Annotated in this window: 20 protein-coding genes, 4 tRNA genes, 1 pseudogene and 1 riboswitch; of the genes and pseudogenes, 1 reads left to right on the forward strand and 24 read right to left on the reverse strand. The window is 46.3% G+C overall.

Annotated features, from left to right (window positions below; translation table 11 throughout):
* Nucleotides 1–15 precede the first annotated feature (15 nt).
* The 5 genes from DHBDCA_RS14440 to rlmH all read right to left on the reverse strand — a co-directional run bounded on the left by DHBDCA_RS14440 (nt 16) and on the right by rlmH (nt 3,673).
* Nucleotides 16–894 (reverse strand): ATP-binding cassette domain-containing protein, encoded by an 879-nt coding sequence (locus DHBDCA_RS14440; protein WP_015044975.1) that lies wholly within the window; start codon nt 892–894, stop codon nt 16–18.
* The gene (cbiQ, locus tag DHBDCA_RS14445; protein WP_015044976.1) at nt 894–1,685 is read right to left on the reverse strand and encodes a cobalt ECF transporter T component CbiQ; all 792 of its coding nucleotides are present in this window, start codon (nt 1,683–1,685) and stop codon (nt 894–896) included. The genes DHBDCA_RS14440 and cbiQ overlap by 1 nt, the downstream gene beginning before the upstream one ends.
* Nucleotides 1,669–2,010 (reverse strand): energy-coupling factor ABC transporter substrate-binding protein, encoded by a 342-nt coding sequence (locus tag DHBDCA_RS14450; RefSeq protein WP_015044977.1) that lies wholly within the window; start codon nt 2,008–2,010, stop codon nt 1,669–1,671. The genes cbiQ and DHBDCA_RS14450 overlap by 17 nt, the downstream gene beginning before the upstream one ends.
* Before the next feature lie 2 nt (nt 2,011–2,012).
* Nucleotides 2,013–2,753, reverse strand: coding sequence for an energy-coupling factor ABC transporter permease (locus DHBDCA_RS14455; protein WP_015044978.1), 741 nt, complete (start codon nt 2,751–2,753; stop codon nt 2,013–2,015).
* Nucleotides 2,754–2,882: 129 nt separating this feature from the next.
* A riboswitch (cobalamin riboswitch) is annotated at nt 2,883–3,061 on the reverse strand.
* A 132-nt stretch (nt 3,062–3,193) separates the two neighbouring features.
* Nucleotides 3,194–3,673, reverse strand: a complete 480-nt coding sequence (rlmH, locus tag DHBDCA_RS14460) for a 23S rRNA (pseudouridine(1915)-N(3))-methyltransferase RlmH (RefSeq protein WP_343205478.1) — start codon at nt 3,671–3,673, stop codon at nt 3,194–3,196.
* 143 nt (nt 3,674–3,816) lie between these two features.
* Between rlmH and DHBDCA_RS14465 the strand changes: the two genes are divergently transcribed.
* Nucleotides 3,817–4,044 carry an alpha/beta-type small acid-soluble spore protein gene (locus tag DHBDCA_RS14465; RefSeq protein ID WP_015044980.1) on the forward strand — a complete coding sequence of 76 codons (228 nt, stop codon included), beginning with the start codon at nt 3,817–3,819 and terminating at the stop codon, nt 4,042–4,044.
* A 66-nt stretch (nt 4,045–4,110) separates the two neighbouring features.
* Here the strand turns inward: DHBDCA_RS14465 and DHBDCA_RS14470 are convergent, their stop codons facing one another.
* From DHBDCA_RS14470 to DHBDCA_RS14560, 19 genes and pseudogenes are all read right to left on the reverse strand, one after another.
* Nucleotides 4,111–8,484, reverse strand: a complete 4,374-nt coding sequence (locus DHBDCA_RS14470) for a 2-hydroxyacyl-CoA dehydratase (protein WP_015044981.1) — start codon at nt 8,482–8,484, stop codon at nt 4,111–4,113.
* A gap of 304 nt (nt 8,485–8,788) precedes the next feature.
* A pseudogene (locus DHBDCA_RS15125) lies at nt 8,789–9,956 on the reverse strand (trypsin-like peptidase domain-containing protein).
* 73 nt (nt 9,957–10,029) lie between these two features.
* Nucleotides 10,030–10,818: an MBL fold metallo-hydrolase gene (locus tag DHBDCA_RS14485; protein ID WP_015044984.1), complete on the reverse strand. Its 789-nt coding sequence runs from the start codon at nt 10,816–10,818 to the stop codon at nt 10,030–10,032.
* Nucleotides 10,819–10,903: 85 nt separating this feature from the next.
* Nucleotides 10,904–11,515: a tetratricopeptide repeat protein gene (locus DHBDCA_RS14490; RefSeq protein ID WP_015044985.1), complete on the reverse strand. Its 612-nt coding sequence runs from the start codon at nt 11,513–11,515 to the stop codon at nt 10,904–10,906.
* Between the two features lie 112 nt (nt 11,516–11,627).
* Nucleotides 11,628–13,067, reverse strand: coding sequence for a thioether cross-link-forming SCIFF peptide maturase (gene scfB / locus DHBDCA_RS14495; protein ID WP_015044986.1), 1,440 nt, complete (start codon nt 13,065–13,067; stop codon nt 11,628–11,630).
* A gap of 149 nt (nt 13,068–13,216) precedes the next feature.
* A complete protein-coding gene (gene scfA / locus DHBDCA_RS15130; protein ID WP_019224921.1) occupies nt 13,217–13,357 on the reverse strand; it encodes a six-cysteine ranthipeptide SCIFF in 141 nt (46 codons plus the stop codon).
* A 14-nt stretch (nt 13,358–13,371) separates the two neighbouring features.
* The gene (locus tag DHBDCA_RS14500) at nt 13,372–13,947 is read right to left on the reverse strand and encodes a hypothetical protein (RefSeq protein WP_242824928.1); all 576 of its coding nucleotides are present in this window, start codon (nt 13,945–13,947) and stop codon (nt 13,372–13,374) included.
* Between the two features lie 141 nt (nt 13,948–14,088).
* Nucleotides 14,089–14,163, reverse strand: a tRNA-Gly gene (locus DHBDCA_RS14505).
* Nucleotides 14,164–14,430: 267 nt separating this feature from the next.
* Complete coding sequence (locus tag DHBDCA_RS14510; RefSeq protein ID WP_015044988.1) at nt 14,431–15,711, reverse strand: M14 family metallopeptidase; 1,281 nt, start codon at nt 15,709–15,711, stop codon at nt 14,431–14,433.
* 129 nt (nt 15,712–15,840) lie between these two features.
* Nucleotides 15,841–15,916: transfer RNA gene (locus DHBDCA_RS14515), tRNA-Phe, on the reverse strand.
* A 44-nt stretch (nt 15,917–15,960) separates the two neighbouring features.
* Nucleotides 15,961–16,036 (reverse strand) — tRNA-Glu (locus DHBDCA_RS14520).
* 186 nt (nt 16,037–16,222) lie between these two features.
* Nucleotides 16,223–17,014: a DUF3102 domain-containing protein gene (locus DHBDCA_RS14525; RefSeq protein WP_015044989.1), complete on the reverse strand. Its 792-nt coding sequence runs from the start codon at nt 17,012–17,014 to the stop codon at nt 16,223–16,225.
* Between the two features lie 385 nt (nt 17,015–17,399).
* Nucleotides 17,400–17,475, reverse strand: a tRNA-Lys gene (locus DHBDCA_RS14530).
* Nucleotides 17,476–17,605: 130 nt separating this feature from the next.
* Nucleotides 17,606–18,889: an adenylosuccinate synthase gene (locus tag DHBDCA_RS14535; RefSeq protein WP_015044990.1), complete on the reverse strand. Its 1,284-nt coding sequence runs from the start codon at nt 18,887–18,889 to the stop codon at nt 17,606–17,608.
* 154 nt (nt 18,890–19,043) lie between these two features.
* Nucleotides 19,044–20,372, reverse strand: a complete 1,329-nt coding sequence (dnaB, locus tag DHBDCA_RS14540; RefSeq protein ID WP_015044991.1) for a replicative DNA helicase — start codon at nt 20,370–20,372, stop codon at nt 19,044–19,046.
* Nucleotides 20,373–20,391: 19 nt separating this feature from the next.
* A complete protein-coding gene (gene lonC / locus DHBDCA_RS14545) occupies nt 20,392–22,308 on the reverse strand; it encodes a Lon family ATP-dependent protease (protein ID WP_015044992.1) in 1,917 nt (638 codons plus the stop codon).
* Between the two features lie 33 nt (nt 22,309–22,341).
* Nucleotides 22,342–22,788: a 50S ribosomal protein L9 gene (rplI, locus tag DHBDCA_RS14550; protein ID WP_015044993.1), complete on the reverse strand. Its 447-nt coding sequence runs from the start codon at nt 22,786–22,788 to the stop codon at nt 22,342–22,344.
* Nucleotides 22,785–23,732, reverse strand: a complete 948-nt coding sequence (locus DHBDCA_RS14555) for a DUF2232 domain-containing protein (protein WP_015044994.1) — start codon at nt 23,730–23,732, stop codon at nt 22,785–22,787. Before DHBDCA_RS14555 ends, rplI begins: the two co-directional genes overlap by 4 nt.
* Before the next feature lie 15 nt (nt 23,733–23,747).
* Nucleotides 23,748–24,071: a MazG-like family protein gene (locus DHBDCA_RS14560; RefSeq protein WP_015044995.1), complete on the reverse strand. Its 324-nt coding sequence runs from the start codon at nt 24,069–24,071 to the stop codon at nt 23,748–23,750.
* Between the last annotated feature and the right edge of the window lie 28 nt (nt 24,072–24,099).

Consider the following 24,099-nt stretch of genomic DNA (forward strand, 5'->3'; position numbering starts at 1 on the left):
TTTATATTCCTTCAATCAGTTTGTATCTTTCCAGTTAATTAAAGCTTTTCTGGCCTCAGATATGGTATTGGCAGGCTGGGCAAATTCAAAGCCGTCTTTATCATGCAAAATCTCCATAAGATGCCCAATTCTTGGGAGTCTGAGATTAATCCTTCTAATTTCCTCCGGATGCGAAAACACTTCCTGAGGCGTGCCTTCCATTACAAGCCTGCCGTCATCGACGACATACGCATAATCACAGTAAAGTGGTACGATATCGATGTCGTGCGTTGAGATCACGACGGACAAATTCAGCTCAATTTGCAGTTTTCTGAGCAGCTTCATTAGCTCACTGACTCCGAGTGGGTCAGGCCCTGCAGTCGGTTCATCCAGAATAAGCACTTCCGGCTCCATTACCAGAACGCCGGCAATGGCTGCACGTTTTTTCTGGCCAAAACTGAGGCTGTGTGTGGGCTTGTCTTTCAGGTGGGATATCCCGGTTCTCTTCATGGCTAGATCCACCCTTCTGCGGACTTCCTCCTCAGGCAGCTTCAGGTTCATCGCGCCAAAGGAGATATCCTGATAGACACTGGCTGAAAACAACTGCTTGTCCGGATCCTGAAAAACAATGCCAACAGATTTTCGAAGCTGTTTGAGACCTTTTATTGAATAATCCAGCGGCAAGCCCTTGAATAGGACTTCGCCGCCTGACGGCTTATTGATGCCGTTAAAGGAAAGCAGCAACGTTGATTTTCCAGCACCGTTGCTTCCGAGGACTGCCGTCGTTTTCCCCTGTTTAATCCCGAGTGACAGGGCCTTTAAGGCCTGGGTTCCATCACTGTAGATGTAGTGGAGATTTCTGACTTCCAAGATATTTTTAGCCTCCACGTTTTCAATCAAGCCATTTTCGGCCATTATAGCAAGCCTCCTGTCAATTGTTTGGAAAACAGCGCAACTGCAATCAGGAATAGGTTAATCAGCACAATCGGAATATATTCTGTCCAATGAGTCTCCGCCTGCTCATGGATCACACTGAGCTCACCATCATATCCCCTGGCTTCAAGCGCAATATACAGTTCATCCGCCCTTTGATAAGACCGGATAAAAAGTGACGACGCCAGAGCCGCCAGTGAACGGTATCCGGAAGAAAGCCCCGCATAGCCCAAGCGGGAATTCTGCGCCGTAAACATGGTGTCTGCCGTTTCCAAAAATACAAAGATAAACCGGTAGATCAGTCCCATCAATTCAACCATCAGTCTTGGAACTTTAAGCTTCCGAAGAACTGCCAGCAGGTCTACCATCGGTGTACTCAGCGATAAATAATACAGACAGGAAACCGCGCCAAGCGCTTTAAAAAACAGATTTGCCGCACTTAGAATACCGGACTGCGACACCCCGATATACATGCCAAATGCATATACAGAGAATACAAAAACATCTTTGTCCCCTGAAACATTGACCGCAATGGTTAAAACGCCGATCACTAAAAAGGAAAGCGGGACAAGCATCAGTCTAATAAAAATTCCAACAGGTGTACCGCCTTTGCAAACGGTATACCAACCCATTATCAGGAGCGTCAAAATTGACACCGCAACGGATTCAGCCCAGAGACAGACCCCCAAAACCAAAATGGCTAAGACTAGCTTTTGCAATGGATTTGTCTGTTTAAGTTTGGATAAATAAGCGTATTTATCGATGTAAATCATTGTTTACCGGTTCTTCCTTTTTCTTACGACCCCGCAGATAACCTAACCCGTAGCCCAAAACACCTGCTCCGACGGCTGCCTGAAGCGCAAACAACAAGCTTTCAATTTCTCCGCTGGGCGGCTCCCAAATCGGTGAGAACCAGGCTTGGTAATTCCCGTTAAGTTCTGTTATAGCTTGTTCAGCTTGGCTGTCAGCTCCAGCAAATTCCGCATTTTTTTGCACAATGAGGGGTATAACGGCAAGCGCTATGACAATCGTAATTAAAATAATATTTGTTATGATAACCCGATTTTTATTCTTCGGTTTCATCGTTTCTACAGACATTTTCAGACCCCCTTTGAAAGTATTTTTAAGTCTTTAAGCTCATCCCCGGCATAGGATGAAATCGCCTTAAATATTAGCACTGTCAAAATACCTTCACTGATCGCCAATGGTACTTGCGTTAAGGCAAAAATACCTAAAAACTTGGTTAGTGACGCCATAACGCCGCCTGTTTCAGCAGGAAACGCCAGTGCAAGCTGTATCGATGTCGTGACGTAAGTAAATAAATCCCCAAGTGCGGCAGCGAGAAACACAGCAAGCCACTGCGGTCCATTTGCTTTCTTCACAATTTTATATGTAGCAAAAGCTATCAGCGGCCCCACAATTCCCATCGAAAAAGTATTTGCCCCCAACGTTGTCAATCCCCCATGAGCCAGTAAGATGGCCTGAAACAGCAGTATGATCAAGCCAATTACCGCCATCGCGGTCGGTCCGAACAAGATAGCGCCAAAGCCAACTCCTGTAGGATGTGAACTGCTTCCTGTAACGGAAGGAATCTTCAGGGAAGACAAAACAAAAGCAAAGGCGCCTGCCATCGCCAAAAGCATTAATGTTTTGGGATGCTCTCCAACGGTTCTTCTGATAGAGAAAAAACCAGCTAGAACAAAAGGTATTGCCAAAGCACCCCAGGCAATACACCAACCCGCAGGAAGGAAACCCTCCATGATATGCATGGCATATGTCTGCCGGGGCAAGAACATAAACATAAGTACGAGACCCATTATCCAAATCTTTTTATTTATCATCGTCAAACTCTCCTATATAAGATATGAAACAAAAAACCTCTCAACATCTTACGTCGAGAGGCTCATATGCTAGGAAGTTTTCCTCGGTCTTGCACATAACATCCCCCTCTCTATCACTCGTAGAGTATATGGTGAGACACTAAAACAGGTAGGTCTTCTGGCTTAAGCATCATCGATCTTCAGACCTTCCCAGTTTCCCAGTGGTATACCTGAAGAACTCCACTTTCACAGCGGCGTGACCGCGCGGGCTTCTACCCGACTTTCCTTATTCATTGAATGATGTGCATATCAGCATATCAGATTATTAGCTTCATTCAACACCTGTTCTGTCTATTCAGTTTTAATCCTGATTCATTATATCGCTCTTTCGACAAGGAATCAATATTATTTTTACTTTAGCCTTGAACATATTAATTGAAGTATCTTTACCTCCATCAATTCTATTTGTGGTAGGGTTCACCTTTGCTGATCTTGCACGCCCGGTAAATCTGCTCCAGCAGGACAAGCCTGATCATCTGATGCGGAAAGGTAAGCTTCGAGAACGACCACCGGTAATCGGCGCGTTTTCGGATTTCATCTGCCGTACCGAGAGATCCGCCGATCACAAAAGTGATCCGGCTCTGGCCCGAAAGTCCTTTTTCATCAAACAAAGCGGCAAGTTCGGGTGAAGAAAGTTCCTTTCCCAGAAGATCCAGCAAAACCACATAATCCTGAGGTGAAATTAATTTAAGGACCTTTTCAGCTTCTTTTTGTTTTACTTTTGCTTCGTCGACAGCTGATGCCTTTTCGGGGCATGGTTCGTCCTCAACTTCAATCATCTCAAGCCGGATGTACGCGCCAAGACGCTTGGTGTATTCCTTCAGCCCTTCTCTTAAATAATTTTCTTTGATTTTCCCTACCGCCAGAATTTTGATCTGCAGCATGTTTTCCCCAACTCCAGTCACTATGTCTGCGTCCAAATATTTGCAATCAAAAACTTGAAGGTTAAATCTCTCTAATATTGGATTATTTACAATGAAAATTTTTTTCAAAAGTGTCAATAATATTGATGGAGGTGAAAAAAATGAGCAGAACAAGTGAAAGCAAAAAAAAGCTGCTGCAGAATCTAAAAATGGAGGCTGCGGCTGAAATCGGCCATCTTGATTTTGTAAGGGAAAATAACGATCACTATAAAGGCGATGTTACTGCCAGGCAGAATGGTCTGGAAGGCGGCCCGATCGGCGGCCAGATGGTCAAAAAAATGATCGCCTATGCCGAACAACAGATGAAACAGAATAACGGACTCATTTAGTATTCCTAATCTACTTTAATAAATATTCAAAACTTCTTCAGCGTACAATACTGAAGAGGTTTTTTGTTAAATAATCTTTTGTTCGGAATACGACTGCTCTGTACCCTCTTCAGTGTTATGCAAAGCTGCCGCTCCCTCGCCAAGTGTAGATTGAATTTGCTCGGCGTTGTTATTCATTTTGTTTTTATCGTTTGTATTGGCATTATTGACTGCTTCCGCCTTCTCCATATTTTTGAAAGCGACTGAAAGCATCAATTTAATTCTGTTGATTTGATTCACCTGGCTGGCACCCGGATCGTAATCGATAGGCACAATATTCGCCAGCGGATAGCGCCGTTTAAGTTCGCGGACCATCCCTTTACCCGTGATATGATTTGGCAGGCAGGCAAACGGCTGCAGACAGGCGACGTTCGTTGCTCCGCTTTCTATCAGTTCCAGCATTTCTGCGGTCAGGAACCAGCCTTCGCCGGTCTGATGTCCGAGATGCATGATTTTGCCGGCCATATCGGCCAACTCATAAATCGATTTGGGAGGATGGAAACGGTTGCTCTTTGCCAGAGCGCGTTTCATTGTCCGGCGGTAGTTTTCCAACCGCCAGATAATATAGCGGCTGATAAGTTCGCCTTTCAGTGAGCCAGCAAGTTTTTTTCTTCTGAAGATCGTTCCATACGCACAGTACATAAAGAAATCCATCAGATCCGGCAGAACGGCTTCAGCGCCTTCCTTTTCCAGGACATCGACAATAAAGTTGTTGGCAAACGGATGGAATTTAACAAGGATCTCGCCAACCACCCCGACCTTTGGTTTCTTGACATCCAGAATCTCGATATGATCGAAGTCCTGGATAATCCGGCGGATATTCCGGTGGTATTCCCGCAGGCTCATCGCCGCGAGAGTCGGCTTCAGATCCTTCAGCCATTTGGCCAGGAGGGCATTCGTTTCTCCTTTGTTTTTTTCATAGGGGCGTATAGCATTGGTTACGCGCATCAGTAAATCGCCGTAAACCGTTGCCATGACACACCGCTTAATCATCTTCAAGGAAAGTCTGAACCCGGGATTGGACTCCAGACCGCCGGCATTAAGGGAAATAACCGGAATCTGTTCCATGCCGGCATCTTTTAAGGCTTTGCGGATAAAACCGATATAATTGCTAGCCCGACAGCCGCCGCCTGTTTGCGACATGATGACTGCCGTCTTGTTCAGGTCGTAACGGCCTGATTTCAGCGCCGCCATAATCTGACCGACAACCAGGATTGAAGGATAACAGGCATCGTTATGCACATGAAGCAGTCCCTGTTCGACAACATCCATCTCGACATCGGGCAGAATCTCTATCTTATAGCCATCTAAACGGGTGGCTTCTTCTATCAGTTCAAAATGGATAGGTGCCATCTGCGGAGAAAGAATCGTATACTCATGCTTCATTTCTTCTGTAAACATGACTCTTTTGGGTGTCTCAAAAAGCTTATGCGCATGAATTTGTTTTTTGTCTCTTTCCTTCATTGCAGCGAGCAATGAACGTATCCGAATACGAATAGCGCCCAGATTATTAATCTCATCAATTTTGACCAGGGTATAGGTCTTTCTGTACTGGTGCAGTATCTCCTGAACCTGATCCGTGGTGACGGCATCCAGTCCGCAGCCGAACGAATTCAATTGGACAAGTTCCAAGTCATCCCTGGTTGCCACAAAACTTGCTGCTGCATACAGCCTGGAGTGGTAGACCCATTGGTCGAGGACGCGCATAGGCCTTTCCACCTGGCCAAGATGAGCGACAGAATCTTCAGTCAGCACAGCGATCCCCAGACCGGTAATCATCTCCGGAATCCCGTGGTTGATCTCCGGATCGGTATGATACGGCCGACCGGCAAGTACGATGCCTTTCAGGTTGTTCTTTTGCAAATAGTCCAATACTTTTTCTGCCTTGGTTCTGAGGTCCTGGCGAACAGCATCTCTTTCGGCAAAAGCCTTATCCACAGCACTTGCTGCTTCTTGTCGTGTTATACCCATTGCTTTAAATTCTTCATAGATCCGGACTTTTAAACGTGCCATATCATCGATCGGCAGGAACGGGAAAATAAACTCAACTTCTTCGTTCCTTATTTCATCCACATTGGCATGAAGGGATTCCGGATAAGAAGTGACAATCGGGCAGTTGTAATTATTATTCGCGCCAGCCAGCTCTTTTTCATCCCTCGGAAGGCACGGATAAAAAATCCGCTTGACTCCTTTGTTCAGAAGGTCCTTAATATGCCCGTTGGCCAGTTTAGCCGGATAGCACAGCGACTCGGAAGCTACGGTCTCCATGCCGAGCTCAAATATCTTTTTCGAGGAGCGGCCAGACAAAATAACTCTGAAACCGAGCTCCGTTAGCAGCGTATACCAGAACGGATAATGCTCATACATATTCAGGACCCGTGGAATCCCGATTTCGCCACGGGCTGCTTCTTCCTTCTTCAGTGGTTTATAGGCAAAAAGACGCTCATATTTATAGGCAAAAAGGTTCGGAATATCCTCAGAGGTGCTTTCCAGTCCGGCTCCGCGTTCGCAGCGGTTTCCTGTCAGAAACTCCCTGCCGTCCGAGAATTGGTTGACCGTCAGCAGGCAATTATTGCCGCATAGGCCACAGTGGCGCGTACGAGTCTCGGTATGGAAATCCTCCAGTTCATTTTCACCAAGCAGGGTAGTCTGTTCTCCGGCCTGATAATGGTCGCGGGCGATAAGAGCTGCTCCGAATGCGCCCATGATACCGGCAATGTCCGGACGAATGACCTGGCGACCGGTGACACGTTCAAAACTTCTTAAAACAGCATCATTATTAAACGTTCCGCCTTGAACAACGATTTTCTTGCCAACTTCGGAAGAATTGTGTAGCCGTATGACTTTGTACAACGCATTTTTGACGACTGAATACGAGATCCCGGCCGCGATGCTGCCGATATCCGCCCCTTCTTTTTGGACCTGTTTGATTTTGGAATTCATAAACACGGTGCAACGGGTGCCCAAATCGACCGGGGTCTTCGAAAATAAACCTCTTTGCACAAATTCCGGGAGAGACAAACTCAGGGACTGGGCCAGCGTCTCGATAAACGACCCGCAGCCTGAAGAACATGCTTCATTCAGCATGATATTATGAATAACGCCGTCGCGGATCTGCATGCATTTCATGTCCTGGCCACCGATATCGAGGATAAAGTCAACACCGGGCAGAAAATATTCGGCTCCCTTAAGGTGGGCAACCGTTTCTATTTCTCCGTGATCAACTTTGAGGGCAGCCTTTAGCAGGGCTTCTCCATAACCGGTCACGACGGAACCGCCAATCGTGGCTCCGGACGGCAAAGCCTGATAAAGCTTTTGCAGAGCAGAAACCGTAGATTTTAACGGACTTCCTCCGTTGCTTCCATAATGGGAATAAAGCAAATTGCCATCTCCATCGATCAGGGCAAGTTTCGTCGTGGTCGATCCGGCATCGATGCCCAAAAAGCAGGTTCCACTGGCTTCAGCCAGCAGTTTCTTCGCGACGGAATTTCCCCGGTGCCTTTGACTGAAGGCTTCATACTCTTCTTCACTGGCAAACAAAGGCTGGAGCAGGGTAGTAGCCGAATCCGAATTATGCAGATTCGGGATGTTCTCATAGATCACGTGAAGATCGCAGACTTCGCTCTGTTTTGAAGCCAAGGCTGCCCCAATCGCCACAAAAAACTGAGCATTATCTGGCGCGATAATATTTTCCGGTTTAAGCTTCAAGGTTTCAATAAAGCGCTGGCGCAGTTCAGGCAGGAAAGAAAGCGGTCCGCCCAGAAATGCCACATTGCCTCGGATTGGTTTGCCGCAGGCTAAACCCGCAATAGTCTGATTCACGACAGCCTGAAAAATTGAGGCGGCAATATCTTCCTTGGCCGCACCTTCGTTTAAGAGCGGTTGAATATCTGTTTTAGCAAAAACCCCGCAGCGCGAAGCGATCGGATAAATCTCTCGATGATGCGAAGCCAGTTCATTGAGACCCGCAGCGTCGGTTTTTAGCAAGATGGCCATTTGATCAATAAACGCACCTGTCCCGCCGGCGCAGGTACCGTTCATCCTGAGTTCGGGCGATTCCCCAAAATATGTGATCTTGGCATCTTCGCCGCCCAGTTCTATCGCAACATCCGTATCCGAAATAAATCGTTCAACAGCTTTTTGGCAGGCAATGACCTCCTGAATAAAAGGAATCCCAATCTGTTCGGAAGTGGACATACCGCTTGAACCTGTCACGTTCATGGTGACTTTTTCATTGCGGAACTGACTGTAAATCTTTTGCAGAAGGTTGCTGACTGTATGCTGGACATCTGAAAAATGCCTTTGGTAGCTGCTGAAAACCAAGTTATCTTTTTCATCAAGTATTGCAATTTTAACGGTGGTTGAACCGACATCTAGTCCGATATGCATTTGTTTCGTCATTTACCTGTCTCCTTCTATTTAAACAGCCTGCTCAATCTATAAAAAACAGCGTTTTAATCCTTTAGCATCAGACTCTATTATATCAGGTTTCATCTGTGTAACAAAATAGCAACTTTTTCTGTCCGGCCCTGTGTCTCGTCCTGCTTAGCATCTCGTCCTTATTATTGTATGAGAATGCCGGGAAAAGTGCCTATCCCTATAGAAAATGTGGCTGCCGCCAAGCTTTTGGCGGCAGTCTTTAGCTGACATAGTGTGAATGTCTTCCTATAGCCGATTCGTTCGGTCTTTCTAGTTTCTGGTTGTTCTATTCTGATCTGATTTCTCCGAGTACCGCATCCGTTTTATACGTGCTGCCGCCCCGGAAATAGCTGACAGATACTTTATCTCCCGGCTTGTATTTAAAGAGTTCGTGTGTCAGCTCCAGAGAATTGGTTATGGCTGTTCCGTTAATGGCCGTAATGATATCTCCGGCCTGGATACCGGCTTTAGCTGCCGCCTCGCCGTTTTCGACACTGGCGATATAACAGCCTGCCGGCCAGTCTTTGAATGAAGCGTATTCCTCCGTGTAACGGTCGTCGATATTGATCTGCAAAGCCGGATGGCTCGCAAACCCTTTTTCAATGAGCTGCTGAATTACAGGCAGGGCATCGGAAATTGGGATCGCAAACCCCATACCTTCAAAGCCCTGGGTATCATTTTTGGCTGAATTTATTCCGACAACCTGGCCGCTGTAATTGACGAGCGGTCCGCCACTGTTGCCTGGGTTAATCGCCGCATCCGTCTGAATCAGATTGAAGCTGGCTTCCCCCTGCAGCTGAAGAAACCTGTCTGTCGCTGATACCACACCGGCTGTGACTGTACGGGCAAAATCCTGGCCTCCCGGATTCCCGATCGCGACGACGGATTCTCCGACTTTTAAGGCTGCGGAATCTCCAAGCTGGACAGCCGCAAGTTCCTTCGTACCGTCAATTTTGAGCACGGCAATCGGTCCGCGGATCACCGCCGACAAGCGTTCCAGGAACATCCCGACCATCGGCAAGCGAAATAATAATTTTTTCAGCATCTCCAATGACATGATAGTTGGTAACAATATAGCCATGGGCAGCATTGATGATAAAGCCGGAACCGCTTCCTGCTTCACTGAGTCCATCACTGCTGCCAGCAAAAATATTCCCGCTATACTGAAAGTTGGCCACACCTACGACAGCAGGCCCTACTGTGCTGGCAATATTAATCACCGGTGACTCCTCACCGGTAGCACCTGAGGATGTAATCGGGGGATTTTCTCCCTGTTGAACGACAACCTTATTACCACCTTCCAAATAATTGCCTTGAGGATATACCGCAGGAACAAGAACGACAGCAATCAAGCCGCCCAGAACTGCGCTGATGACAGCAAGCAAAACCGTTGAAACAATACGGGGTTTCCCACTCCTTCGTCCGAAATTGTCCCGGTCATCATAATCATCCATCTGACATCCCTCCTATCCAGTATGTATCATGTCTACCTCAAATTTAGTCTGTCAGTTATGCTCTCTTGACATACTATCCCAGTGTAATAAGTTCGTGCGGATAATGTCTCGGTGCTACCCTGATTTTTAGATTCACGCATTTTTCCTTAGCCTGCGAATCCCGAAGCATCTTCACGACTGTACTGAGCGCCATTTGCGGCGTATTATTTTCTTCACTTAAGTGAGCAAGCACGACTTTTTGCGTGTTTTCATCGAGCCATTCCGTCAAGGCCTCAGCAAGCTGGACATTGCTCAAATGTCCAGCATTTCCGCTGACTCTTTTCTTCAAATAGTACGGATACCTTCCGTGCCATAGTGTTTCCAAATCGTGGTTTGCCTCGACGACGTAGGCATCACAGCCCCGAAGATTCCGATGCATCTCTTCTGTAACAATGCCGCTGTCAGTCGCTATGCCTAGCGTATTCGTTTTACCTGTTATTTTAAGACCGTAGCTTTCCCTGCTGTCGTGGGAAGTCGGGAAGAGTTTCACATCCATACCCGCAAGATAGATGTCCCGGTCAATAATTCTTTTCTGTTCAGAATTAATATCCCCAAGCACCGTTTCAATTTCCTGCCAAATTCCGGCTGTCGCATAGACGGGAATCTTCAGCTTGCGGGCCAGCACGCCGGCCCCCTTGACATGGTCGGAATGTTCATGGGTAATGATGATCCCTTCCAGCTGAGGAGCGGCGATATCAATCATCTCGAGGTTCGTAAGCACTCTCTTGGCCGCAATGCCGCAATCCACAAGCAGACTCCTGTTTTCTTCCCCTACACATATGGCATTACCGGAACTGCCGCTGGCCAGTGTTGCAAAATACATCTGTTCACCTTCCCGATCTGTGGTTCAGGCGCTTACTCATCCTGTTGTTAACATGTCTGCCGTTACTTGTCTCAGGTTCGTTTGTCTAAGGTTCAATGTCCTGAGCTCTTGCAATCATTTCCTCGAGCTTGGTCTTCATCTTTTCATCCGTATTGTATTTTAACGCCGTCTGCCAGTACTGCTCGGCCTTCTTGTAATCTTCTTTGCTGTAAAACTGGAACATCCCATACCAATATAGCACATCCACATTTTGCGGTTCCTTTTCAATTAATTCTTTGTATGTTTCATCCGCAAGATCAGAATCACGTGAAAGGAATGCGGATATTGCAAGTTTTAACCTTACATCATTGTCGTCTTTCTGTGCCAGGACTTTTTGGTAATACGTTATCGCATTCTGCAGATCTTCCTGGTATTCTTCATCGTTAAGCTCAATTGTTGTACTCGCTTTTCGATAATAAGCGTCGGCCAGAGCCAGCTGCGCTTCGACGTCTTCCGGGCTCTTTTCGAGTGCTGCGCTGAGTTCCACGACGGCTTGCTTCCGCTGATTGTATTCCTGCTCCAACGCTTCCTGGCCCTGGGTATCTTCCGTATTATCAGACCCTGGAAGGGAAATTGCATAAAATGTTGATCCAATAAGGGAAATGCAGATGATCCCTATGATAATACCTACGGTGATCTTCTGAGATTTTTTTTGCATTTTTTCTCCTAACCTGCGACCTTTCTATTATCAATAATAGGAAGGTTTAATTAATCTTTCCTTAGAAACAAAAGAGTCAAAGAAACTCTTCCTTTGTGCCAGGGTTCTCTTGTTAAACAAGAACCCTTTGCCTGGCTTCCATGATTTTAAGATAGTACGCGACTTCAAGCCTTTTTTTCTGCAGCTCGCATCCCATCGGATACACTTTTGTCAGTTCCCCGCTGAAAGCTTCATTGGCTGCATGGCATCCGCCGCTGCATGAGAAGCGTGCCCAGCAGACGCGGCATTCTTCCTTCGCATAGACCTGCGCCTGGCGGAAGGACTGAACAATTTCTTCCTTCAGTTCACAGTTCAGATCATTCACAGATCCCATTTTATATTTTTCCTGTCCGACAAACTGGTGACAGGGGTAAATATCCCCCTCCGGCGAAACAGCTACATACTCATGTCCGGCCCCGCAGCCCGACAGCCTCTTAATCAGGCAAGGTCCTTCATCGAGACCTGCATTGAAGTGAAAAAAGACAAATTCTTTCCCTGCCTCGCGATATTCCAGCACTTTTTCTCCTAAAATATCGTAGCTTTCTTTGATTTCTGCCAGATCTTCCTCTCTGAAAGCATACACTTCCTGCGGAGAAGCTACCACCGGCTCCACAGAGATCCTTCGGATGCCGCTGTCCGCCATATGCAGGACATCCTTGTAGAAGTCTTTATTGAAATGTGTATAGGTTCCTCGGACATAAAAATAATTGCCGACAGCATAACGCGACGTCTCCGGCCGCATTTCTGTAAATTTAAGAATCTGCGGCATAATCCGGTCATAACTTCCGGCTCCGTTCAGGAAAGGCCGCATTCTATCGTTTACTTCCTTGCGTCCGTCCAGACTCAGTACAACACTGATTCCTTCGTCTTCCAAAAATCTGGCTGTCTCTTCATCCATGAGAACCGCATTCGTCGTCAGTGTAAACTTGATCTTTTTACCGGCCTGAGCGGCTATTTCCCGGCCGTAAACAATCAATTCCCTGATAACCGGCAAATTCATCAGCGGTTCGCCGCCAAAGAAATCAACCTCGCAATGTCCCCGGTCTCCGCTGTGGTCTAATAAAAATTTCAACGCTTTCTTACCTGTCTTAACGTTCATCAATTCGCGGTTACCGCCGAAAGGTCCTGTTCCCGCGAAACAATATTTGCAGCGCAGGTTGCAGTCATGCGCAACGTGCAGACACATCGCCTTGATCACCGGCCGATCAGAAAACGGCAGTACTGTTTCTTCGGGCTCGCAGGAAAACAACAGCTTTTGATCCTGAAGCACTTTCAATTCTACCAGGATTTCCTGTTTCTCTTCAGAAGAAAGATTATACCCGCAACTGTCCAGCATCTCTTCTGAATCTTCCAAACTGTTCTTTTGCTGATATGTTATCAATTCCTGAATAAAAGCATATGTCTTGTCATCGATCACATGAAGCGACCCCGAATTGACATCGTAGGCAATCTGAAGTTTCCCTTGCGTATACACATGTACATTTTTTGCTATATTGTAGTTCGTTAATTTCATGTTTCTGTATCCTCTGCCCATCGTAATCGTATTTAGAACAATTATACCATTGAAATACCTTTATGAAAAAAGAAAACTTGGCTGACGCCAAGCTTTTTTACAGAACCCCTTTATAAATAACCGTCTGTCTGTCTTCTATGATGTTCCTGTTATTTTTCACAAACCTGATTGCCAACTGTACAAGAAGTCTTACAAGCCGATTGGCAAGATGTCTGGCATTTTCCGCATCCTCCGGTTTTGGCTGTTGAGGCTAAGTTCCCCTTAATGACTGTCTGAATATGTTTAGCCATGCGTATCCTCCTTATTATTGTTTAGGCTGACTGAACAAGTAGATGACCTTTCCTTCAGCGGAGTATCCGGTGATATCTGCGCTTACCGATGGGACCTGCGGTTCACTGACAAACGCATACCATAATCTCAGCTGATCGGTGTTAACAATTTTCCCCTGGACCTTTTCCCCGCCGATCGTCGTAACAGTTACACGTACAATATCCTTATTCGTTATCTTGCCGTAATAGACCGAATATTGGGTGCCGTCTTCTCCAAGATCCGCATATCGCCACTGTAGGCCGTCGGGATAAGTGACAAGCTTGCCAACCGCACTTCCTGTCCATTTCCAGCCAAAGCTGTTTTTTGTGAATATTCCTGTGCTTAATTCTTCTTCAAACGTGTAAAATACAATCCCGGAATTATCACTGACTTGTTCAACTGTTACCAAGTCATATCCTTTGGGAATAAGCGGCTTCGCTTTCGCTACCGCGTCATCCAATGAATTACATCCGCCTAATACTGCTGTCATGATCACAATGGTCAATATTGCCACAATTTTCTTGAGCTTGCCCTTCTTGCGAAACATTCGGCTGTTAGAGTCAGATAACATTCTTTTCCTTTCAGCTCCTTTCGGCTTAACGCCTCACTAAAGCCTCGTGTAATCTTTATTATACATGCGTCCCGCTAAAATACCATTAATTAGCTTTTCCGATAAAAAAACCAGCTTAAAACTGGCCTTATATTCTTAAATTGGAGCGGAAGACGGGATTCGAACCCGCGACCCTCGGCTTGGGAAGCCAATGCTCTACCACTGAGCCACTTCCGCATAATATTTCAAGGCTTTAGACTTCCTAGCATGTTCTAGGACCATGGCGTATCTTTGTCGGGTAAGCATTATTATACTTCAAAATTTTATACTAGGCAAGATTATCAGTTTAATTTTTACAATTTCAACGATATTACTAGCTCCGTTGACTCTACTCCAGATTTGGTGCAGGTTTTATTTTGAGGTTAATACGCCTCTCTCCTTTGTCAAGAGGCCATTATGTTTGCTTCCTACACTACCAGTTTCAATACTTCATCATCCTTTTTCTTAGCCTGCAGTAACAAGCGCCGCCAGTAACAGCATTCCCTCATTTTCCCGATATATCTGCGCGAATTGAGAAATAGGCAGGGGATTTCGGCCAAGTCCAACCTCAACTGTATAGCCCGGTCTTCGGTATTTTTCGATAAACCAGTCCTTATAGCCCGCATACGATGTTATTCCAGTCGCTTCTTCCAACGCATAGCCGCTTTTCTCTGCCAGACTAAGTGCGATTTGCCGGTCCCTGGCCGAAGCCAGACCTCTGTAGTTCCAGTAGATTACCCTGCCTTGGCTGTGGTAGGCCAGGACAAGTCTAATATTGTGATTTCTCGTAAAGTCTGCAACCGCCTTAGATTCAGGTTCAGATTCCGGTCTTACCCCCGAAAACCTAGTCGGGCCGGGCCCGGTTATCCCATGACTGGCTTCCGCTTGTTTCGACAACTGCCAGGATGCATCATAATTGTGGTTCAGATCTACGCCACGAATATTGGCCTGCCAGACCTGGCCAAAGTTCATCCGGCCTTCATTCCATTTCAGAAGAGATGTGTAGAAAGGGTGATTCATCTCAAGTCCGTTTAAAACCAGATCAATACCATCTGGATTCACCATAGGAATTAAATAAATTGAGCTTTGGCTCCATATCTCTCTTATGTTGTATCCCCTGACCGAAGTTCCGTCCACATAGTTTTTCAGATAATTTTCACAGAACTTCATTAGCATAACCGTTGTGATCCACTCCAGTGAATGATGCGACGCATTGTAGAATACCTGATTCGGTCCATTACCCAGTCTCAGATAGTAAAGATTCCGCCCGAGAACACTTTTCCCTGCAACCCCGGTTTCCAGGAAAGGATAGCGTTTCTGTAACCCGGCAATATCCCGCTGCATGATTTCGTAGGTATAATTGAGGTCTGTATCGACAACATCAAAAGCATAGGGCACGGTCAACTGTTGTCCTAATCTTATATTGTCAGAACTGACCCCGGGATTTGCTGCCAGAAGCCGCTGAGTATTGATTTTATAACGGTTGGCAATCTGATATAACGTATCTCCCGCAGCAGCCGTAACCATTATGTAGCCGTTTAGTAACGGCAAGAGCTTTTGATAAGTGATTGGACCAATGATTCCATCTACTTGGAGACCACTGGCCGCCTGAAACTGCTTCACCGCTTGCTCTGTATTTGTTCCGAATACTCCGTCTACCGTCCCCGGATCATAGCCCAGCCTTTTGAGCAAAGCCTGAACTTCCATCACATCATTTCCTCTGACTCCGATCTTAAGTACGCGCACCTAAATCCCCCCATCTATGTTCGTTGTTATAATCTATGGGGATCCGAAAGGATGTGTGTAGGGTTGCGGCAAAAACAAAAACGAGCCCTTAACAGCAAAAAACCGTTATAACTCGCTTTACAGGACGTATGGTGCCTCAGGACGGAATCGAACCGCCGACACGAGGATTTTCAGTCCTCTGCTCTACCGACTGAGCTACCGAGGCGTGATCGATTACCAATCTATCAAAACCTAGTCTAATTATTAAATTGGTGACCCGTACGGGATTCGAACCCGTGTTACCGCCGTGAAAGGGCGGTGTCTTAGGCCGCTTGACCAACGGGCCATAGGCGATACGTTCGTGAACCATCTATAATGGTTTCACCCAATTTTTTCGCTCACGTTTCTGTATTATACAGATAATACGACAAATAGTAAAGAACTTTTTTAGGTTTTTTTTTCTTACGCTCCGGAAATGCATATCCGTGGTGAGTCGGCCAAAGCCGACTCCCGTATAAAGGTGTTGGCGATTTTACCACCTTTCATGGGTTGCGTAGGTTTTAACATTCGGCATATTTGTCTTGACAACAGGCGGCCACTCTTTAAGCCTTTCGACCATATTTTCTGCAAGCCGGCTCGCGTCTTTATTGCATTTTTCCTTTACCGCCGGATCAAGTCTGGCCAGTTGGCCGAGCGCTGTCAGCAGTTCGTAGAATGTATCGGCGATAGTTTTGCAGCAAGCGGCGCATTTTTCTTCATACTTCGTGGTAAAGGTTGAGGGGACTGCAGTTTTTGGCCCACTTTTTGGTTTGTCGGTTTTTTTGGCGGTTATATATTCTATTTTGATATCCTGAGGATTATTTGGTATGGGCGTGACTTGAGCCTGCACTTTCTCCGGAGCGGTTTGGTTCAGTTCTTTGAGAGTCTGATCAAGCTCCCGGGAAGTCATATCTTTAACATCATGCTGCAGAATAAATTTCTCCCGCTCATCTTCCGGAATCCCCAGAAGAAGGAGGGCCTGATAGTAGGTCAAATTCGTCAGCGCTGACGAATTTGAGTTCCCCCCGTCATCGACGGAAACGAACAGTTTATCTCCATATTCTTCAAAGAGCTGCATTAGTCTGTTGGCTGTGCGCTGGGAATAGCTCACCGATTCGATCAACCATTTTCCCCATTCTCCATGCGGGAGCAGGGCCTTGGCCTCCTTCAGGCGCTTGCCGACCTCAATGGCATTGGTAAGCATGATTTTACATGTCTGTTGTTTGATCCTATTAATCTCAGCCGCGATAACAAGCGGCGTACGTTCAGTGATTGGTATATTCATTTTGATTCCCGCCTTTTTGGTAGCTTTAATTACAGCATACGTAGACGGGCTTCGGATGGTGAAGACTTGGGTATAAACCTATCAAAATCGCCTTGGCTCTTGTCGCAATCACCTATTTTATAGCTTGCTCTGATTTGCTAAACTTCTAAATACCAAATTTAGTTAGGGCTTGCAAGCCCTGACACCCAGACCAACCCTAGATACTTATGGGCTGCATATATTTGCTTATTTAAAGAACGTTGTAACCAAGATCCTTTCAAATTCGCAAGCGAAAAAACATGGTCTTTATTCGTCAGGGTTTCTTCCCCGAGTCATGGTGTCTGCCTGCGTCCAAAAAATGCAAAAAGCCTGTACCCTTTACGAATACAAGCATTTTCAACATAACTGGTGAGCCATCCGCGACTCGAACGCGGGACACCCTGATTAAAAGTCAGGTGCTCTACCGACTGAGCTAATGGCCCAGGCCACAATTCATGATTCTATCATTTCAGCCCCTGGGCTGTCAAGCAAAACTTTAATAATCCTTGACATCCAAGAACCAGGAATTAATCTGAAAAAATCAAAGTAAATTCAGATTCATTATCAAAATTCTTAAAAGATATTACCCCGCGTAATCGTTTGATTGCGGCCAGGCCCGACAGCGAGCATGGTAACCGGAACACCGGTCAGCTCTTCCAAGCGGTGGATATAATTCTTGGCCTGCTCCGGCAGCTGGCTATATTCGCTGCTTTCCGTCAGATCTTCCTGCCAGCCCGGCATCTCTTCATAAATCGCTTCACATTCGGAGAGGACTTTCAGACTTTGCGGGAAATCATAAAGAACTTCACCTTTGTAGCGATAAGCTGTACATATCTTTAACGTGTCCATTCCTGTCAGGACATCCAGTTTGGTAAATGCAAAATCAGAAATGCCGCTGATCCGCACCGCATAACGGGTAATGACAGCGTCCAGCCAGCCACAGCGCCGCGGCCGTCCGGTTGTTGTCCCATACTCTCCGCCTTTTTCCCGGATAAGTTCCCCTGTTTGGCAGGTCAATTCCGTTGGGAAAGGTCCTTCGCCGACCCTGGTCGTATAGGCTTTAACAACCCCGACAACCTTGTTGATCCGTGTCGGTCCTACTCCTGCACCAATGCAGGCTCCGCCGGCTATAGGGTTGGAAGAAGTGACATAAGGATACGTTCCATGGTCCAAATCCAAAAGTGTTCCCTGAGCGCCTTCAAACAAGACCTTTTTCCCGTCACTTAAGAAATGGTTGATTTCAAGGGAAGAATCATGGACATAAGGCCGGATCCTCTCCGCATATTCCAGGCATTCCTGAAGCACGGCTTCATAGCTGAGTGCTTCCTGTCCATACACCTTTGTAATCAGCAGATTTTTTTCTTTAAGGTTATATTGCAGCTTCGCTGTCAGCTCGTCTTTATCTAGAAAATCCAATACCCTGATTCCGGTACGGGAAGCTTTATCCTTGTAAGCCGGGCCGATACCGCGTTTGGTTGTTCCAATTTTTTGGTCTCCCTTATACTCTTCCTCTAGGACATCAAGAATACGATGGTAGGGCATGATCACATGGGCATTACCGCTAATTCTAAGGTTGTCTGTACTTACGCCCTTGTCTTTGAGATAATCAAGTTCTTCAATCAACACCTTCGGGTCAATAACCAGGCCATTGCCAATTACGCAGACCTTTTCCGGATAAAAAATCCCGGAAGGGATCAGATGGAGTTTATAAGTCTCCTTATTAATTACAACCGTATGTCCGGCGTTGTTTCCTCCTTGATATCTGACTACCATGTCGGCTTTTTCAGCCAGAAAGTCTGTTATTTTACCTTTTCCTTCGTCACCCCACTGGGTGCCGATCAGTATGACTGCCGCCAATGCAAATCCCCCATTCCATCACGACTTCAATCCAAACTTCATCTTAACAACGATCGCCCCTGTTTGTCAATAAAATCCGAACATTTGCTGTATTCCTAGGCCAAATGTTCGAATATTTGATACAACCAAATATAAACGATAATCTTACCGTGTATTAACCATAATTCTTATCGAGGTTAACAAATTTCGTAAATTCCTTCAAATACCCAAGCTCAACTGTACCTACAGGACCATTGCGGTGCTTGGCAATAATAATCTCAGCAATACCTTTTTTCTCCGAATCAGGGTGATAGTATTCATCCCTGTAAATAAAGGAAATAAGATCGGCATCAGCCTCGATCGATCCGGATTCCAGAAGGTCGGACATCAGTGGCCGCTTGTCCTGACGCTGCTCAACACCGCGGTTAAGCTGAGACAGGGCAATAACCGGCACGGATAGTTCACGTGCAACGCCTTTTAAGCCTCTGGAAATCTGGGCGACTTCCTGCTGGCGGCTTTCTACCTTCTTGCCGACGGTCATTAACTGCAGATAATCAATAATAATCAGTCCAAGTCCTTGTTCCATTTTTAATCTTCTAGCTTTAGACCGAAGCTCTGCCAGGGATATCCCAACGGTATCATCAATAAAGATTGGTGCCTCGGACAGTGGACCTACAGCCTGGGTAAGCTTTGGCCAGTCTGAGTCCAATAGTTCGCCGGTCCTGACCCGCTGCTGATCTACCATCGCTTCCGAACAAAGAATACGCTGGACAAGCTGCTCTTTGGACATTTCCAGGCTGAATAACGCTACAGGAACCTTGGATTTTACCGCAGCATTCTGTGCCATATTCAGGACAAGTGCCGTTTTGCCCATCGATGGTCTGGCGGCAATGATAACCAGGTCGGAAGCCTGCCAGCCGGAAGTGATCCGGTCCAACTCCCGAAAATGGGTCGGAACCCCTGTCAGGTTTCCTTTATTGGAATAGAGGTATTCGATCTTGTCAAATGTCTTCAGGAGAATGCTTCGGATCGTAACGAAACCTTCCTTGGACTGTCTTTGAGAGATTTCTACGATCAGTCTTTCGGCTTCCTCCAATAAACTAAGGGCTTCTTCTCCCGCTTCGTACCCTTTTTCTTCAATATAGCCGGCAATGCGGATCAGCTGACGGAGCAGGGCTTTTTCCGCCACAATCCGGGCATAATGTTCCACGTTGGCCGCTGAAGGCACAGATCCAGCGATCTGAGAGATTGTTCCAATTCCCCCGATGCTCTCCAGCCTACCTGCCTGCCTTAAGTTCTCAGCCACTGTAACCAGATCAACAGGGTCCCCTTTTTCAAAGATATCCCTGATGACCAGGTAAATATTTTTATGATTATCGCGGTAGAAATCCTCCGGACGTAGAATCTCGAATACAGTACTGCCCTTCTGGGGATCAAGCATCAGCGCGCCCAGAACAGCCTGTTCAGCCTCAAGATTATGGGGAGGAACTTTCAAAAGTTCCATGCTCATTTCTCCTCGTTTGCTAGGCTTGTGCAATTTTTATAGCTTCCTCTATATTTTCAACAGCAAGGACTTCAATTCCTTTTAATCCCGCAGGAACTTCTCCGCGATTCTCCGTCGGAATGATCACTGTTTTTACACCGGCCTGTTTGGCCCCAAATATTTTTTCGTAAATGCCACCAACCGGTTTGACTTTTCCCTGGATTGAGATTTCACCGGTCACGGCTACATCTCCTCTCAGAGGCTGTTGCTTCAAGGCGCTGTAAATCGCCATGGTCGTGGCAAGTCCGGCCGAGGGCCCGTCTATTCTGCCACCACCAACCACATTGACATGGAGGTCATAGTTCTTCAAGTCTTCTCCTGTCAGGCTCCGAATTACAGCTGCGGCATTAAACACCGCGTCCCTGGCCATTGAACCTGCCGTCTCATTAAAGCGGATACTTCCTTTGCCGGTCTCCCCGTTGAATACTTTAACCTCAATCTCCAGAACCGAGCCAAGAAATCCCGATACCCCTAGTCCGAGTATTCTGCCGGTATCCTTGCCGGCGGTTACCCGTTTTTGAACGAAAGGAGTCAGTCTGGCTGACCTGAGCACTTCTCTGACATCGTCTTCCGAAATCAAGACTTCCTTCTTGCCGGGATTCCTAAACCTGGCCAGACCATACGCATCCAAAAGGATGCTGTTCGCTTTTCGTCCCTCAATCATATATTCACTGATAATTTCCGGTACATTCTCTTCCAACTGCACATTTAGTTTCAGAGCTGCCTGTCTGATAATATGGGTGATATGGGCCGGTTCCAAAGGCTCAAAATAGACTTCGGCACAGCGGGAGCGCAAGGCCGGGTTCAGATCCTGCGGCTCTCTCGTAGTGGCCCCAATCAGTACAAAATCCGCGGGAACTCCTTCATCAAAAATCTTCTTGATATATAAAGGAATCTGAGGATCATGCGGATCATAATAGGAAGACTCAAAATGAACCTGCTTATCTTCCAGGACCTTCAGCAGCTTATTGAGCAACGTTGGATCCATCTCTCCAATTTCATCGATAAACAAAACGCCAGTATGAGCATCGTTGACCAAGCCCAGTTTGGGCTCGGGGATACCGGTCTCAGCCAAATCTCTTTTCGCACCCTGATAAATCGGATCGTGAACTGAACCAAGCAAAGGATTGGTGACATCTCGCGGATCCCAGCGCAGCGTCGTACCGTCGACTTCAATAAACGGCGCATCCTTACTGAAAGGAGAATCCGGAAAATTTTTGACGGTTTCCAGCGCAACCCTGGCTGCTGATGTTTTGCCGACTCCCGGCGGACCATAAATCAGGATGTGCTGGGGGAAAGGCGTCGCGAGCTTTGCCAGCAGGGCCTGCAAGGCGCTTTCCTGTCCGACAATTTCTTCCGTCGTCTGCGGTCTCAGGATTTCAATTGCTGAGGATACCGGCTTTGTTGCTTTCATCTTTTCCAGCTGCGCAAGCTTTCGGAGTGTTTGCGCATTCTCAGGACCTCCTGTCTCTTTCAGAACCTGGGTCTTGATCTCTTTGATATATTCTTCGTGTCGCTCCTGCATTTTCTCGGCAACCGCCTGATTTAAACGGTCTTCTACGGAACGCTTCGCAACCGTCTCGGCAATCTGCTCTTCAACCTCCGTCAGAATTGCCGGAATATCTTGCAGGTCCGGCGCCGGTTTGTCCGTGGGATCATCGTTGACAAGCTTTTGCAAGCCCAATACTCGTTCCTCGAGCTTGTCGGAACGCATCAGGGTAAGAGCCTCCAGCTTGCTCGCCTTTAAAATTAATTTATCTGTTCCGTATAGGTTGGAGAGCACGACATACAGCGCGTCTATCTCCAGTTTTAACTGTCCGTCCGCAATCTCCGCAGTATATTTCTCGTGATTTTCCTGCCCCTCCTGTTGTAAAAATTTCTTAAATAAGCCTTTCACGCTGGTCACATCCTTGTGCTTTACTCTTCGGTCTTACTGAGCTTCTATCTTTATCTTCAGATTTGCTGTTACTTCAAAATGAAGCTTTACCGTAACCTGATATTCTCCCAATCCTTTGATCGGTTCCTTGACTTCAATTTTTCTTTTATCTAGTTTGAGTTGATATTCCTTTTCCAATACCTCGGCGATCTCTTTATTCGTTACCGAACCGAATAAACGGCCTTTTTCACCGACTTTCACTTTGACAATGATATCCATGTTCTCGATTTTTTGGGAAAGATCCAGCGCCGCTTGTTTTTCTTTCTGTTTGCGCAGTTCTTCCTGTTTTTGTTTATGCACCAGGTCCTGAACATTTCCCTGGGTTGCCTCAACTGCGAGTCCGCGCGGGATCAGAAAATTACGGGCATAGCCATCTGAGACTTCGCATACTTTACCCTTTTTACCGAGTGCCTTGACATCTTCTTTTAATATTACCTTCACGGTTTTTGTTCCTCCATTTTTTCGGGGATCTTTCGGAAATTAAATACTAAATCAAAAAGCCCCGTAAATATTAGACATATGAAAAAGAACGGTGAAACGAAAGCCACTATAATTACAATAATCCAGATCAGCAGATGGGAAAACTTCAAGCTTTTGATCAAATAAGCCAGGCAGGACAGCCCAATAATACTGGTTATCGAAGCTGCAACGGTCATCACATTCATTCCGGTTATTCTCAGAATACTGTTGGCAAAGTAGTCTCCGCCCAAATAGGCAGCAATCCCGATAATTGCCAGCCACACCGCATACCAGGGCATCCTCCATAAAGAAAAAGGCTTAAGTTTGTTCCCGAAAGAAAATATCCTGAAAAACAGGTAGACCAGTCCAACCTCAAGCATCGCAAATATCCCGGCAAAAGCAGGCATTAACTGATAGTAGACCGGAACCATGGTGCGGAGAGTGCTTTCAAATTGCTCAATTGAAATCCCCTGTTCCTGAAAAGCACTGAACAGGCCTTGCTGCTCATAGAACTGAAGAACTGTAACAATATTCTTTTCCAGATTCTCGGGCTGAAGGGCCTGGTTGACTGAAGGAATGACCGGTAACGCCCCAATGAGCGCAGCCAGCAGCAAACTCCAGAATATACTCTGACTGGTAGAGAACCCTTTTTCTTTTATGATAACCAACAAAATTCCTGCCCAGGGAGTAAATCCAATCAGGGAGATTCCACTGATTCCAACTGGAATAAAAGCTAAAATATAACCAATTCCTAAAAAAATGGCCGTTTTTCGGCAGCCGGTACTTCTGGTCTGAAATAAAACGGAAACAATCAATAATACCTCGACGATCCAGCTCCAGAAGTCAAATAAAGACGCAAGTAAGGGAAGAAACAATACGATCAATCCGGATACATACCGAAGTGCATCCTTATCACTTATAACCATTTAATTTTCTCCTGTTCAGTCTTCCTCGGGAACAAGATAACCAAGCAAAAGACTCAGGTCACCCCATTCAGTTTCGAGACTAAGGAAATCTTCCCGCTGCCACCGGGACATTTTATTAAACAAAACCCTGTCCAAACGGGAATAGTCAAAGCCAAGCCTGCGGGTAAGCAAATAGCTTAAACCGACCAGGCCGGCCATACTATCGAGAAGCTGTTCCTGGGAAGCACTTAAAGTCCCCTGCTGGACCAGCCACTGAGCTTTGAGAAGCTCCACTTTTAATTCCTCTATGGCTTTCGAGGATTTTACGATATCAATATTGATTGCAGCAACAGACTCCACAACAATACCTCCTGCAAAAAAGTAATGT

The sequence above is a fragment of the Dehalobacter sp. DCA genome (genome assembly GCF_000305775.1).
Classification (GTDB): Bacteria; Bacillota; Desulfitobacteriia; order Desulfitobacteriales; family Syntrophobotulaceae; genus Dehalobacter; species Dehalobacter alkaniphilus.

Excerpts from the sequence above, each read along its gene's own strand:
- DHBDCA_RS14450 (WP_015044977.1), bottom strand. The coding sequence starts at position 2,010 with ATGTCTGTAGAAACGATGAAACCGAAGAATAAAAATCGGGTTATCATA.
- scfA (WP_019224921.1), bottom strand. The coding sequence starts at position 13,357 with ATGGCTAAACATATTCAGACAGTCATTAAGGGGAACTTAGCCTCAACA.
- DHBDCA_RS14470 (WP_015044981.1), bottom strand. The coding sequence starts at position 8,484 with ATGACGAAACAAATGCATATCGGACTAGATGTCGGTTCAACCACCGTT.
- dnaB (WP_015044991.1), bottom strand. The coding sequence starts at position 20,372 with ATGGAACTTTTGAAAGTTCCTCCCCATAATCTTGAGGCTGAACAGGCT.
- DHBDCA_RS14490 (WP_015044985.1), bottom strand. The coding sequence starts at position 11,515 with ATGCAAAAAAAATCTCAGAAGATCACCGTAGGTATTATCATAGGGATC.
- DHBDCA_RS14485 (WP_015044984.1), bottom strand. The coding sequence starts at position 10,818 with ATGTATTTTGCAACACTGGCCAGCGGCAGTTCCGGTAATGCCATATGT.
- DHBDCA_RS14555 (WP_015044994.1), bottom strand. The coding sequence starts at position 23,732 with ATGGTTATAAGTGATAAGGATGCACTTCGGTATGTATCCGGATTGATC.
- cbiQ (WP_015044976.1), bottom strand. The coding sequence starts at position 1,685 with ATGATTTACATCGATAAATACGCTTATTTATCCAAACTTAAACAGACA.
- DHBDCA_RS14455 (WP_015044978.1), bottom strand. The coding sequence starts at position 2,753 with ATGATAAATAAAAAGATTTGGATAATGGGTCTCGTACTTATGTTTATG.
- DHBDCA_RS14500 (WP_242824928.1), bottom strand. The coding sequence starts at position 13,947 with ATGTTATCTGACTCTAACAGCCGAATGTTTCGCAAGAAGGGCAAGCTC.
- DHBDCA_RS14465 (WP_015044980.1), top strand. The coding sequence starts at position 3,817 with ATGAGCAGAACAAGTGAAAGCAAAAAAAAGCTGCTGCAGAATCTAAAA.
- DHBDCA_RS14440 (WP_015044975.1), bottom strand. The coding sequence starts at position 894 with ATGGCCGAAAATGGCTTGATTGAAAACGTGGAGGCTAAAAATATCTTG.
- scfB (WP_015044986.1), bottom strand. The coding sequence starts at position 13,067 with ATGAAATTAACGAACTACAATATAGCAAAAAATGTACATGTGTATACG.
- DHBDCA_RS14525 (WP_015044989.1), bottom strand. The coding sequence starts at position 17,014 with ATGAATATACCAATCACTGAACGTACGCCGCTTGTTATCGCGGCTGAG.